At 33.7% G+C, this 12248-nt stretch carries 16 protein-coding genes; 1 reads left to right on the top strand and 15 read right to left on the bottom strand.

Annotated elements, in window-relative coordinates; translation table 11 throughout:
• Window positions 1-4: 4 nt before the first annotated feature.
• Genes AABM59_RS05780 through AABM59_RS05770 form a run of 3 tightly spaced genes read right to left on the bottom strand, consistent with a single transcriptional unit; the run spans window position 5 to window position 3211 of the window.
• Window positions 5-1270 (bottom strand): ABC transporter permease, encoded by a 1266-nt coding sequence (locus tag AABM59_RS05780; RefSeq protein WP_338408030.1) that lies wholly within the window; start codon window positions 1268-1270, stop codon window positions 5-7.
• 2 nt (window positions 1271-1272) lie between these two features.
• Window positions 1273-2517: an ABC transporter permease gene (locus AABM59_RS05775; protein WP_338408029.1), complete on the bottom strand. Its 1245-nt coding sequence runs from the start codon at window positions 2515-2517 to the stop codon at window positions 1273-1275.
• Window positions 2510-3211: an ABC transporter ATP-binding protein gene (locus tag AABM59_RS05770; RefSeq protein ID WP_338408028.1), complete on the bottom strand. Its 702-nt coding sequence runs from the start codon at window positions 3209-3211 to the stop codon at window positions 2510-2512. Before AABM59_RS05770 ends, AABM59_RS05775 begins: the two co-directional genes overlap by 8 nt.
• Window positions 3212-3383: 172 nt before the next feature.
• Here AABM59_RS05770 and AABM59_RS05765 point away from each other — a divergent pair, with 172 nt between their 5' ends.
• Complete coding sequence (locus AABM59_RS05765) at window positions 3384-4778, top strand: DUF4403 family protein (RefSeq protein ID WP_338408064.1); 1395 nt, start codon at window positions 3384-3386, stop codon at window positions 4776-4778.
• A gap of 36 nt (window positions 4779-4814) precedes the next feature.
• Here AABM59_RS05765 and AABM59_RS05760 read toward each other — a convergent pair whose 3' ends face one another.
• The 12 genes from AABM59_RS05760 to gcvH form a co-directional block, all read right to left on the bottom strand.
• Window positions 4815-5096, bottom strand: coding sequence for a hypothetical protein (locus AABM59_RS05760; protein ID WP_338408027.1), 282 nt, complete (start codon window positions 5094-5096; stop codon window positions 4815-4817).
• Window positions 5089-5628 (bottom strand): DUF420 domain-containing protein, encoded by a 540-nt coding sequence (locus tag AABM59_RS05755; RefSeq protein WP_338408026.1) that lies wholly within the window; start codon window positions 5626-5628, stop codon window positions 5089-5091. The genes AABM59_RS05760 and AABM59_RS05755 overlap by 8 nt, the downstream gene beginning before the upstream one ends.
• Before the next feature lie 2 nt (window positions 5629-5630).
• Window positions 5631-6317: an SCO family protein gene (locus tag AABM59_RS05750; protein ID WP_338408025.1), complete on the bottom strand. Its 687-nt coding sequence runs from the start codon at window positions 6315-6317 to the stop codon at window positions 5631-5633.
• A gap of 12 nt (window positions 6318-6329) precedes the next feature.
• Window positions 6330-6971 carry a hypothetical protein gene (locus AABM59_RS05745; protein ID WP_338408024.1) on the bottom strand — a complete coding sequence of 214 codons (642 nt, stop codon included), beginning with the start codon at window positions 6969-6971 and terminating at the stop codon, window positions 6330-6332.
• 75 nt (window positions 6972-7046) lie between these two features.
• Window positions 7047-7397, bottom strand: a complete 351-nt coding sequence (locus AABM59_RS05740) for a cytochrome C oxidase subunit IV family protein (protein ID WP_338408023.1) — start codon at window positions 7395-7397, stop codon at window positions 7047-7049.
• Between the two features lie 19 nt (window positions 7398-7416).
• A complete protein-coding gene (locus tag AABM59_RS05735) occupies window positions 7417-8442 on the bottom strand; it encodes a cytochrome c oxidase subunit 3 (protein WP_338408022.1) in 1026 nt (341 codons plus the stop codon).
• Between the two features lie 42 nt (window positions 8443-8484).
• Window positions 8485-9072 (bottom strand): cytochrome c oxidase subunit 3, encoded by a 588-nt coding sequence (locus AABM59_RS05730; RefSeq protein ID WP_338408021.1) that lies wholly within the window; start codon window positions 9070-9072, stop codon window positions 8485-8487.
• A 2-nt stretch (window positions 9073-9074) separates the two neighbouring features.
• Window positions 9075-9977, bottom strand: coding sequence for a heme o synthase (gene cyoE, locus AABM59_RS05725; protein ID WP_338408020.1), 903 nt, complete (start codon window positions 9975-9977; stop codon window positions 9075-9077).
• A gap of 199 nt (window positions 9978-10176) precedes the next feature.
• Complete coding sequence (locus tag AABM59_RS05720; protein ID WP_338408019.1) at window positions 10177-10581, bottom strand: hypothetical protein; 405 nt, start codon at window positions 10579-10581, stop codon at window positions 10177-10179.
• Window positions 10582-10672: 91 nt separating this feature from the next.
• Window positions 10673-11416, bottom strand: a complete 744-nt coding sequence (deoC, locus tag AABM59_RS05715) for a deoxyribose-phosphate aldolase (RefSeq protein WP_338408018.1) — start codon at window positions 11414-11416, stop codon at window positions 10673-10675.
• Between the two features lie 38 nt (window positions 11417-11454).
• Window positions 11455-11838, bottom strand: a complete 384-nt coding sequence (locus tag AABM59_RS05710) for a VanZ family protein (RefSeq protein ID WP_338408017.1) — start codon at window positions 11836-11838, stop codon at window positions 11455-11457.
• Window positions 11831-12211, bottom strand: a complete 381-nt coding sequence (gene gcvH / locus AABM59_RS05705; RefSeq protein WP_338408016.1) for a glycine cleavage system protein GcvH — start codon at window positions 12209-12211, stop codon at window positions 11831-11833. The genes AABM59_RS05710 and gcvH overlap by 8 nt, the downstream gene beginning before the upstream one ends.
• Window positions 12212-12248 lie beyond the last annotated feature (37 nt).

The raw sequence follows: 12248 nt of genomic DNA, 5'->3' as shown, positions 1-12248 counted from the left end.
TCTTTTATTCTGTTCTTAATGCGTCAACTGGCTTTATGTTTATAGCAGTTTGAGCTGGAATAAATCCTGCTAATAAACCTGATCCAACTAATATAATTAGGGCGAAGAACACTACTGGTAAATCTACAGTTGGATTGGCAAACATCATTCCTTCGCTAGGCATTGAACCTAAAATTTTGTTGATTATTATCAAAACTCCAGTTGCTGTTGCAATGCCTAACATTCCAGCAGTAATAGTCAAAAAGATGGCTTCTAATAATATTTGAGAACGGATTGCCGCCGGTGTTGCGCCTAAGGCTCGCCGAATTCCAATTTCTTTGGTTCTTTCTTTAACAACTATTAACATAATATTTGAAATTCCAATAACTCCTGAAAGCAATACTAATGTTCCAACGAAAAAAGCAATGAATTTTAATATGGAGAATAGACCTTGTATTTTGCTGAATTCCTCATACAAGTCAAATTTCCCTATCGCTCTTTCATCTTTAGGGTGAATGGAGTGTCTGGATTTCATAAAATCTAAAATTTTAGGTTTAAGCTCCGTAATAGATGAATCATCTTTAGCTGTAAGTGCCATCCAACCAACCTTGTCGCCAAAATTGAAAGCTTGTTGAAAAGCAGTAAAAGGCACGAAAATGCTTTTTTGTGCTTCTTCTGCACCGCCATTTTTATTGGATTTTGATTTATAAACACCAACAACCATGAAATTCACACCATTGACCTTAATATAAGTTCCAATGGCTTCTTCCTCTTTTTCATACAATCCATCTATCACTCCTTGTCCAATTACGGCAACTTTGCGACTCAGCTCTATATCCTGATAATTTACAAAACGACCTTTAATGATGCTCATTGACTCTTGTTTAACATATTCAGGGTAATCTCCATAAACGTTAAAAGCGGCTGTTTTTGTACCCCTAACCACATTGTTTGAGCCATTATGACCGCCCAATTGATTTCTTGGAGAAACATATAAAAGGTCAGGGAATTTTTCTTTTAGAGCTTGGATATCGCTGTTTTTAAAATTAAATCGTCTGGTTTGAGCCAACCCTTTGTAGGGTTTTGAAGTGGTTTGTGTCCACATAAACATTGTATTAGTTGCCATACCGCCAAAACCACTTTTAACTCCGTTTTCCAGTCCATTTCCTGCAGCAAGAAGTATAACTAATATAAAAATTCCCCAAAAAACTCCAAAAGCGGTTAGTATCGTTCTGAAGGTATTGGCCGTAAGCGCCTCTAAAATTTCATTCCATTTGTCTCTATCAAACATAATTATTCGTCTCTAAGTGCTATAATGGGTTTTATTTTGGCAGCATGATAGGCTGGGAAAAAACCGGCCAAAATTCCTGCAAAAATAAGCAATACAAGTGTTGTCAATGCAATGCTAAAATCTACTTCAGGGTTCAAAAAATATTCGCTTTTTACAAACGGACCTACAAATTCTAAAAGCAATAAACTAGACAGAAGACCTATAAATCCAGCAATAGTAGTTATGAAAATAGACTCGTGCAAAATCATTCCAATAATAGAAATAGGTGTTGCTCCAAGTGCTTTTCTAATGCCAATTTCTTTGGTTCGTTCTTTCACAATAATCAGCATAATGTTACTTACTCCAACAACGCCGGCAATTATAGTGCAGATTCCTACCCACCAAAAAAACAATCGGATATACAGATTTAAATCATAAAATTCCTTTGCGTCTACAACTGAATTATTAACACTAACACCGCCACTATCATCAGGGGCAATGATATTCTTACTTTTTAATAACTGTTCTAATTCGTTTGAAAACTTGTCCGATTCCGCTAACGCTTCTTCGTAAGTAGCCTTCTTGTGCAAGGTGTAAAACAAAGTGCTGATTTTATCTCCAGCCCCATACGTTTTTTGAGTAGTTGTCAGTGGCAGATAAATTCTAGTTTCCTCTCTTTCACCAGAAGGGTCAGTAAAAACGCCCACTACCTTAAAATTTATTCTATTGATAGAAATTAGTTTTCCTAATGGACTTTTACCTTTAAACAAATCAAACTTTATTTTTTGTCCAATCACTCCAACTTTTTCATTGTGCTTTAAGTCATACTCGTTGATGAACCTTCCCTCAACGATAGTTGCGTTTTCAATGAATTGATAATCTGGATTAACCCCGCGATATTGATAATTACCCGTTTCTTTTCCAAAGACTACTACTCCATTCCATTGATTATATGTAGAGGCTTTTTTCTCTAATTGATTTCCAAATTTTTGTAACGAAAGTTTGTAATCACTATTTCTTAATTGAATTTGTCTACCGGGATTCAATCCTTTGTATTCTTTTGTTGTTACTCCAGACCAAACCTCAATAATCCCTTCAGCATCATTTTCGAATTGTTTTGCTATTCCGTTCTCGAGTCCTTTTCCGGCACCCAGAAGAATAACCAAAATAAAGATGCCGGAAGCCACAGAAATACCTGTGAGAAAGGTTCTCAACTTGTTTTTGGCAATCGCCTCAAAAATTTCCTGCCAACGCTCTATATTAAACATACGATGAAGCCCTTACTTGTTCTATGTATTTATCATCAATGATAATTCCGTCTTTTAATATTACATTCCTTTTACACATTGCCGCAATATCGGGTTCGTGAGTTACAATTAAAATGGTTTTTCCTTCGTCATTTATTCCTTGAATTAACTCCATTACTTCATAAGAAGTTGCGGTGTCTAATGCTCCTGTTGGTTCATCGGCCAAAAGCACTTTTGGGTTCGAAGCCATTGCTCTTGCAATTGCCACACGCTGTTTTTGACCACCGGAAAGCTCACTGGGTAAATGATGCGAATGCGAAGACAAACCTACTTTTTCAAGATAACTCATCGCTATTTCGTTGCGTTCTTTTCTTTTTATTCCTTGATAATACAATGGCATCGCTACATTTTCTAGAGCAGATTTGTAATTAATCAAATTGAAAGATTGGAAAACAAAACCCAAAAATTGATTTCGATATTTAGAAGCTATTGTTTCGTTAAGGTTTTTGACGGGAATTTTATCCAAAATATATTCTCCAGAATCTGCTTCATCTAAAATTCCTATAATGTTGAGTAAAGTAGATTTTCCAGAACCAGAAGATCCCATAATAGCAACTAACTCCCCTTCTTCTATATTAAAATTGATGCCTTTAAGCACGTGCAATTCTGAACCACCTACTTTATAAGATTTAAGCAAATTTTTAATCTCAATCATATCTACCTGAATTAGAGAACAATAATTAATTATTTTAAAAAATAAATTTTAATAAGAGAATGTCAATACTATTCTCATATTTAAATAATAAGACTTCTCCCATTGTAAAATGTTACAGTTTAATTCGAAAATATTTTTATTTCGCTAATTTTACATCCTTAAACCAAATATGATGCTAAAATTCTTTCCCGCCCCGCTTGTTTTATTACTTGTTGTTTTTTCGAGTTGTTCTACATCTAATAAAATAAATGCTTTAAAACCTGAACCCGACGATGCAAACCCTTTGGTTTATGAAAATGCACCCTCTTTTATCAATTTGCCAATTAGTATAAAACTTAAGGATGTAGAACGTCAAACCAACCTGTTTTTGAGTGGTTTAATTTTTGAGGATGACAATATTGAAGATGACAAAATTGAGATGAAAATATGGAAACTAGCTCCAATCTCCATCACAAATGAAAACGGAAAAATAAAAACAATATTGCCATTAAAAGCTTTGATTAAATACCGAATTGGCACAACGACTTTGGGGGTTGAACTATACAACACAAAGGAATTCAATCTCAACGGAGTGGTGACTTTAATAAGTGATGCAACATTGACAAATTGGAAACTAAATACCAAAACCGAATTAAAATCTTTGGATTGGAAGGAGAGTCCCACGATGACAGTTTTTGGAAAAAACATTCCTGTTACTTACCTTATTAATCCTGCAGTAAAACTTTTCAAATCGAAAATAGAAAAGCAAATTGACACCGCCATTGAGGAATCGATGAATTTTAAACCCAATGTTTTAGTTGCTTTAGAAAAAATTTGCACTCCATTTCAAATGAGTGAAGCCTATGAAAGTTGGCTTAAAATTGTTCCAATCGAAATATATTCTACCAATGCTAAACTTAAAAACGATGCTTTTTTGCTAGAAATGGGAATGAAATGCACTATGGAAACGGTGATTGGAAACAAACCGGTATCAAAATTCGACGCCTCAAAAATCGTACTGAAACCAGTAACTCGTATTCCAAATCAAATTACAGCAAATATCGCAGCAGTTTCTACTTATGCGGAAGCATCAAGATTAATGACCAAGAATTTTACGGGGCAGGAATTTGGTTCAGGGAGCAAGAAAGTAACCGTGCAAAAAGTAGTTCTTTGGCACAAAGAAGGAAAAATGGTCGTTGCTTTGGATGTATTAGGAACCGTAAATGGGATGATTTATTTGACAGGTTTTCCGCAATATAACGAGCAAACAAAAGAGTTGTTTTTGGACACTATGGATTATGCTTTGGACACCAAAAACAAATTAATGCGAACTGCAAACTGGCTTGCTCAAGGTATAGTTTTGAAAAAAATTCAGGAAAACTGTCGCTATTCTATCGTTACAAATTTAGAAGACGGGAAACAAAATATGATAGCATATTTAAAAAATTATTCGCCTATGCCTGGCGTTTTTATCAACGGGAAATTAGAAGATATTCAATTTCAGAAAATCCAATTGACGAACAAGGCTATTGTTGCTTTTATAAAAGTAAACGGAACTGTTAATGTCGCTATAGATGGTATGAAGTAATCTGAGCAACAGGTATTAGTGCGATAAGCAATGTTGCTATTCTTGTTTTTTGTTCGTTCTCATTCGATAAATATAATACCCAATCCCTCCAACAAGTATATAAGGAATCACCATCAAATAAACAATGCCGTCGTTTACAGCTTGCGCTTGTGCTTTATTAGCGTCGCCTCCTAAAGCAGCTCGACACATTGCGCATTGGGCATTCGAAGTAAGCGAAAATAAAACAAAAAATAGACAATAGAGAATAGTAGACAAGCTTTTCGTGTTGCTTTTATCACTTCGCACTTGTAACTTCTCATTTGTAACTTTACTAAACATAATAAGGCGAAATCATTAAGTAAACCACTACTCCGGTAACGGCAACATACAGCCAAATTGGGAATGTGATTTTGGCAATTTTTTTATGTCTGTCAAATTTATTGGCCAAAGCGCGAACATACGTTATTAAAACCAATGGAATCACAGCAATTGACAAGGCAATGTGTGTTATTAAAATGAAGAAATAAACATATCTAATTGTTCCTTCTCCACCAAATTTAGTAGAATCTGAAGTCATATGGTACGCCACATACATAACTAAAAAAGCAACAGAAAGTGCAATAGCCGTTGTCATTAATCGTTCGTGAAGTTTTCTTTTCCCATTTTTAATGGCTAACACTCCACCCACTAATACTATGGCTGTAACTCCATTTATTGCAGCATAAATTGGCGGTAAAAAGGAAAGTGGCTCTACATCATATCCAAAATCTTTTAGCCTTACACTAAAAAGTAACGCAACCACAACGGGTATTAATATTGATACTAATACTATAAACTTGTTTAATTTTTGTTCCAATAAATTATCTTCCATAATTATTCTTTTAATAAAATTGCAATATCTTGTTGAATGTCTCTCACTCCTTTTTTATCTAAACCATCATAATACAAAATTGGATTTCCATAATCGTCTTTTCGACAGCGGATATTTCCTTTTTTATCAATCAAGGCAAACAATCCTGAGTGCTCAAAACCTCCTTTAACTTTGTGATTTTCGCCCACATAAACATTAAAACCCTTGTTGGCCAAATCATAAATATATGCTTTGTCACCCGTCAAAAAATTCCAATTAGACGATTTCACTCCCAATAATTCCCGATGTGCTTTCAAAACCTCTGGAATATCGTGAACTGGATCGATAGAAATGGATACAATTCCAAAATTAGGATTACCAAAAAAAGTTTTTTCAATTTGAAGCATACTTTGATTCATTTTAGGGCAAATAGACGGGCAACTGGTAAAAAAAAATTCAAGAATATAAACTTTGTTTTTATATGTTTCGTTAGAAATCTTGGCATTGTCATGGTTCACTAATTCGAATTTGGGAGCCAACCCTATTTTGATTATTTCTAGATTCTCTTTTGATGAATTAGAAACTTTGTCTAATCGATCGCCTTTTACAATTTCATTGTTTTGTATTCTATCAATAATCTTTGGAACGGCGTAAATTCCGAAAATAAGAATGATAAACGAAACCCCAATATACGATTTGTTTTTAAGCATTATTTCTAAAGATTAAATTTGTTTTGTGGCATTGTGATTTTTCTTGAGGGCAGCACGATATTCATAAAGAATAACTTTAAAATCATCTAGCATTTCATTACTCAATTCTGCAGGATGAAAAGTGTTGTACCCTTCTTTGTAGCCTTTCTTTTCCTTTCTCCCTCTGAGATTTCTTTCTTTGTCAACAATATAAACGTTTGGAGTCCCTAAATCTGCGTCTAATTTCCCAACAAGTTTCAGTTGATTATAATAAGTGTTTATTTCCTCTGGCGTTGTAAACATAAAGTTCCATTGACTAACATCTGTAAAATCAGATAAAGCATCGATGATTTTCTGGGCATCATTTTCGGTTCCTATAGGACATATTACAACAAATTGTAAATCTTTGAAAGTGTGGTATTGTTGATAAATTTTTTGGTTTAGATTAAAAAAATTCCCGCGATTTTTTAAAATATTAGAACCTGAAAAACCAAGTATAGTTATTTTACCGTTCAAGGAGACTTTTTCGTTTTTTAATGATTCCCAATTTCCAAAATCAGTGACTTTTGGAGTGATAACAGGTAATTTAGTAAAACTATTTATTCCCGAAGCAAAAAAAAGATAGGCGACAATTGGCAAAACAAAAAGAATGAAGAGAACAATGTTTTTTTTCATAATTTGGATGAAATATAAGTTACAAAAATAAAAAAAGGCACGCAATGCGCACCTTTATTTTGAATTAAAATTTTGTTAAAAATTCCACTTTATGGTGGCATTTTTAAAAACCTCAAATATATAATCGGCCTCAGTCAATAGAATAAAAAGTAAATAAATTACCAGAAAAATTAACGGTAGAATTACCGAATATCTTAAAGATGTTTTTTCCCCTTCCATGTGCATAAAGGCATATACTATATAATATGCTTTTACCCCTGTTAAAATAATGAATAACCAATTTAACAAATTTAGGCTCAAGAAACTATTCAAGTGTAAAAATTCAGGTTTTAAAATCCCAAAAAAGACTTCAACAATTGTGATTAAAGATAATATTCCAAAAACCGTCCAAATTCTTTTTGTGTTAGATACATGTTCGTGTGACATAATAATTGCTTTTTGTAAATTAAACTAGATAGAAAACCGTGAATACAAATACCCAAACTAAATCGACAAAGTGCCAGTATAGTCCAACTTTTTCTACCATTTCATAACTCTTTCTTTTTTCATAAGTTCCAACCAACACATTAAAAAATATGATAATATTTATGATTACTCCCGAGAATACGTGGAAACCGTGGAAACCCGTAATAAAGAAAAAGAAGTCAGCAAACAACTTGCTTCCATATTCATTTCTGATCAGGTTAGCGCCTTCTACGACTAAACTTGCCTGATCTAATCGCAATTGCGATTCTTCTCTTGTTAAAATTGTTTTATGTTTATGTTTCGTTAATTCATGATTAATTCTGCCATCTTTCTCATCGGCTGGTGTATCTTCATAAATTACTTCTGTTCTAATTAATATATCAGGATGAGCTTTGAAACCCGCTTGAACTTCTTTCACTGTATAAGTGGACAAAGGAGCTTCTTCAATAAACCACCCTCCTTTGTTACGTGTCAGTTGTTCTCTTTCTACTGGCAAAGTTGCAGCAAATTCAGCAAGTGCAACGCGTTTTCCTTCTTTATCAACAAACTGCAGTAAGCTTCCTCCTTTAGTTTCAATGGCGCCATATTCGCCTTTTATGAAATTTTTCCATTCCCAAGCTTGTGAACCTACGAATATTAAACCTCCTATAATGGTGAGGAACATATAAATTGTTACTTTCTTTTTATTTAATTGATGTCCAGCGTCAACAGCAAGTACCATTGTTACGGAAGAAAAAATCAAAATAAAAGTCATGAATGCCACATAATACATTGGAGCAGAAACGCCATGCATGAATGGAAAGTGTGTAAACACCTCATCGGCCAAAGGCCAAGTTTCAATAAATTTAAATCTAGAAAAGCCGTAAGCAGCTAAAAAACCAGAAAATGTTAAAGCATCTGACAGGATAAAAAACCACATCATTAATTTGCCATAACTTGCTCCCATTGGCTCATTTCCGCCATCCCAAATTTTTTCTCCACTATTTTTAGTAGCAACTGTATCCATAAAAGTTATTCGTTAAAAAGTTCCCAAATCTACAATTTTTTCTTATTTAAAGAAATATAAAAATAAAAATAAATACACCCATAATAAATCAAGAAAGTGCCAATACATTGCACCGAGCTCAATGCCAAGAATTTGAGTTGAATTGTATTTTTGTTTAAATTGATTGTAAATAATAATTAAAAGCGCAATTAATCCGCCTGCAAGGTGTGCTAAATGTACTACCGTAACTATATACAAAAACGTAGTAGTAATCGAACTCTCGGCGCCTGTGAAATAATAACCATTAGCAACAATTTGGCCAAAGCCAACAAATTGCAAAATCACAAACAAAATTCCCAATAACAATGTGATCAAAAGGAAAGCAGTTGTCGCTTTTTGATTGTCCTTTTGAATGGTTTTTTTAGCCAAATGAAAAGTGACACTACATGCAATTATTACAGCAGTGCTGAAATAAAATGCTGTTGGTAATTGAAAATCCTTTAGCCAATCAACTCTGGATTTACTCACAACAAAAGCACTTGTGAGTCCTGCAAACATCATTGTCATACTGATCATTGCGAATAAGAGTAGCAATTTGTATGACCTTGCTGTTCTTGATTTGTGTTCCGCTGGTGTCATTGTAATTTCCATAATTATCTTAAAAATTTATCGAATATATAAATTAACTGCAATAAAGTAATATAAGAAACACTAACAAGCATCAATGTTCTTGCTGCTTTTGCGCTTCTCAATTTGTATAACCGAACTGAATAATAAAGCATCCAAACCCCTAGCAAAAATACTAAAACTGCGGCAATTGGCGAAATAAATAATTGCCCCGTATATCCTAAAGCAGGTAATAGTGATGCTATAATAAGCCAAACAGTATATAAAATTATTTGCAAGGCAGTTCCTTTATCCTTTTTACCCGTTGGTAACATAAAAAAACCTGCTTTTTCGTAATCCTCGAATAAAAACCAACCGATTGCCCAAAAATGGGGAAACTGCCAGAAAAACTGAATCAGAAACAAGGTTCCGGCTTCGATACCAAAATTACCTGTTGCCGCAACCCAACCCAACATAAACGGAATCGCTCCCGGAAATGCTCCAACAAAAACCGACAAAGAGGTCATTGTTTTCAAAGGGGTGTAAACACTTGTATATAAAAATATGGAAATCGCACCAAACATCGCTGTTTTTGGATTGATGGTATACAATAAAATAGTTCCAATAATTGTAAGCAAACTTGCAATAAACAAAGCAACATTAGGTGACATTCTTCCTGCGGGAACGGGACGATTTTTAGTTCGATCCATTAATGCGTCCAAATCTTTCTCGATGACTTGATTGAAGGAATTTGAGGCTCCAACCATACAATACCCTCCGATAGCTAATTTTAACAAAACCATCCAATTCAAGGACTGAAAATCAGTAACGCCAAGCAAAAACCCAGCAATAGAGGAAAAAACAACACTAATAGCCAAACCTGCTTTTGTGATTGCTTTGAAATCGGTATAAATGGATTTTATGAAAATGGTATTTGGTATCGCGATCAATTGGGTTCTAATTTGCTTTTTTTAACTGGTGCAAATATAGGCATTCAATTGTATAGTTTCAGGAGTTATTTTTAGATTTTTTTTAAATTAGGATTAAGCTTAAACAATTGCAAATTCACTTTAAAAAACTGTAAAATTAATTAAGGACAAGAAATTTTTTGGACTGGTTTATTATAAAAAAATAGGAAAGTTTTTTTAATTAACTAGTAGCGGATAAGATAAAAATCTCATTACGGATTTTATTTACAAAATTTATGGCTTCATATTTTAATTTTAAAGGAATTTTCTGTTTTAAAAAAGCACCGCTTTTTAAAACTATTGTTATTCCGTAGCTTTTATAATTCTTTAATTTTACAGCTACAAAATTAACCGCAAACAAGGTTAACAATAGGGGTATTTTAAAATCCGTATACAATAAAAAAAATATTATAATAGTCACAGGCACTGTGGCACATAAAAAAAAATATGATGGGGAAAATTTATTTACTGTTAAATAAATTTTATTAATTTCGGAAAGTGAAATTTCTTTTGCGTGTTTGGAATTAAAACCTAAGAGTTTGCCATCCTCATTCAAAGACATCCATTTAAACTTAATATTAATCATTATTTTTGTGGTTTAATTTTCACAAAAATAGTTTCAATAAAAAACAACTCCTTACGGGTTTCCTCATTTGGACGATTTTTTTTATTTGTGATTAGTATTCGTCCTGCGTTTTGTGTCCGTTTGCAATCGCTTTTGCTCCAGATGTGCCAATTCGTTTTACGCCAAGCCGAATCATTTCGACAGCTTCATCATACGTTCTTACTCCACCAGCAGCTTTTACCGGAAGGGGCGAAGCGTTTTCAAGCATCATAATTATTGTTGAAACAGTAGCGCCGTTAGGAAGATTGTTCTGCGTTTCGTAAAATCCGGTTGAAGATTTTACAAAAACCGAAGCGTATTGATCTTCTTTGAAATTAGTTATGACGCTATTTTTTATCAAAGCAGAAAGTTGGATAATTTGCTTATCGTTGAGTGCAGCCACTTCAATAATCCATTTTACGACTTTGTTATGAGCTAAACCCAGTTGGGTACATTTTAAAATTTCTTCTTTTACCAAATCTACATTTCCTCCTTTGAATGCTTCGTAATTGCAAACAAAGTCGAGGTCGTCAGCTCCATCGTGTATTGCTTGAGTTGCCTCAATGAGTTTGGCTTCAAGCCCTGCTTTTCCCTCAGGAAAATCGATGACTGTTCCTATTTGAACTTGCGATTTGGCCGCTGCAATCATTACATTTGCCAATGAAACCATATTAGGACGAATCATAATGAGTTTGAAATTCTCATCAATTGCTTCCTGGATAAATTCTCTAACAATTTTGGTGTTTTCGGCTTCACTAAGTCCCGCTTGTGATGGCGTTTTTAAATAGGTCGAATCTAAATATTGCTTGATATTCATCGTTTTATATACTTTATATTTAATAGTTATTCGTGAAATTAAATCTTGCTTATTCTACCTGATTTATTCAACAAAATAATTGTGATAACAGCCAAGGTTGCCCCTGTTATATTTGCCAAAACATCAAACACGTCAGCACTTCTGGTTGATGTCAAAAGCGCTTGTAGTAATTCTATACCAATTCCAAACAAACAAGAAAACCCAAAGGAAATGCTTAAAGGTTTTGGAATTGTTGTGCTATTTAAATGTTTTTGGAAAAACAAAAACCAAAGCGATGTAAACACAAAATGGAAAAAAGAATGAATTACTTTATCAAGGTTTGGAATACTAATTTGTGGAATATCGCTTGATTGTATCAAGCAAGAAATCAAAATTAATCCCGACCAAGATATAGCTAACCAGAAATATATTTGTTTAAGCACCAATTAATTCTTTGTAAGACTCACTCGAAAGCAAGGAATCAACTTCGTCTAGATTTGACACTTTTATTTTTATCATCCATCCCGCTCCATAAGGATCTGAATTTACGCTTTCGGGCTTGCTTTCAAGAGCATCATTAAACTCGATGATTTCTCCTGATAGAGGAAGAAACAAATCAGAAACTGTTTTTACGGCTTCAACAGTTCCAAAAACTTCGTCTTTTTCAAGGGTTTGGTCTAATGTCTCTACTTCTACGTATACGATGTCGCCTAATTCTTTTTGGGCAAAATGGGTAACACCCACAGTTGCAATATCACCATCAAGGCTAATCCATTCGTGATCTTTTGTGTACTTTAAATTTACTGGTATGTTCATTGTGTTTTTAGATTTTTATCAAAAGTATTATTTCTGA

Source organism: uncultured Flavobacterium sp., assembly GCF_963925185.1.
GTDB lineage: Bacteria > Bacteroidota > Bacteroidia > Flavobacteriales > Flavobacteriaceae > Flavobacterium.
The sequence above is the reverse complement of the archived record's forward strand: the minus strand, read 5'-3'. Positions and strand labels throughout refer to the sequence as shown.

Coding starts and splice junctions, on each gene's coding strand:
- AABM59_RS05780 (WP_338408030.1), bottom strand. CDS start 1,270: ATGTTTGATAGAGACAAATGGAATGAAATTTTAGAGGCGCTTACGGCC.
- AABM59_RS05775 (WP_338408029.1), bottom strand. CDS start 2,517: ATGTTTAATATAGAGCGTTGGCAGGAAATTTTTGAGGCGATTGCCAAA.
- AABM59_RS05770 (WP_338408028.1), bottom strand. CDS start 3,211: ATGATTGAGATTAAAAATTTGCTTAAATCTTATAAAGTAGGTGGTTCA.
- AABM59_RS05765 (WP_338408064.1), top strand. CDS start 3,384: ATGCTAAAATTCTTTCCCGCCCCGCTTGTTTTATTACTTGTTGTTTTT.
- AABM59_RS05760 (WP_338408027.1), bottom strand. CDS start 5,096: ATGTTTAGTAAAGTTACAAATGAGAAGTTACAAGTGCGAAGTGATAAA.
- AABM59_RS05755 (WP_338408026.1), bottom strand. CDS start 5,628: ATGGAAGATAATTTATTGGAACAAAAATTAAACAAGTTTATAGTATTA.
- AABM59_RS05750 (WP_338408025.1), bottom strand. CDS start 6,317: ATGCTTAAAAACAAATCGTATATTGGGGTTTCGTTTATCATTCTTATT.
- AABM59_RS05745 (WP_338408024.1), bottom strand. CDS start 6,971: ATGAAAAAAAACATTGTTCTCTTCATTCTTTTTGTTTTGCCAATTGTC.
- AABM59_RS05740 (WP_338408023.1), bottom strand. CDS start 7,397: ATGTCACACGAACATGTATCTAACACAAAAAGAATTTGGACGGTTTTT.
- AABM59_RS05735 (WP_338408022.1), bottom strand. CDS start 8,442: ATGGATACAGTTGCTACTAAAAATAGTGGAGAAAAAATTTGGGATGGC.
- AABM59_RS05730 (WP_338408021.1), bottom strand. CDS start 9,072: ATGGAAATTACAATGACACCAGCGGAACACAAATCAAGAACAGCAAGG.
- AABM59_RS05720 (WP_338408019.1), bottom strand. CDS start 10,581: ATGATTAATATTAAGTTTAAATGGATGTCTTTGAATGAGGATGGCAAA.
- deoC (WP_338408018.1), bottom strand. CDS start 11,416: ATGAATATCAAGCAATATTTAGATTCGACCTATTTAAAAACGCCATCA.
- gcvH (WP_338408016.1), bottom strand. CDS start 12,211: ATGAACATACCAGTAAATTTAAAGTACACAAAAGATCACGAATGGATT.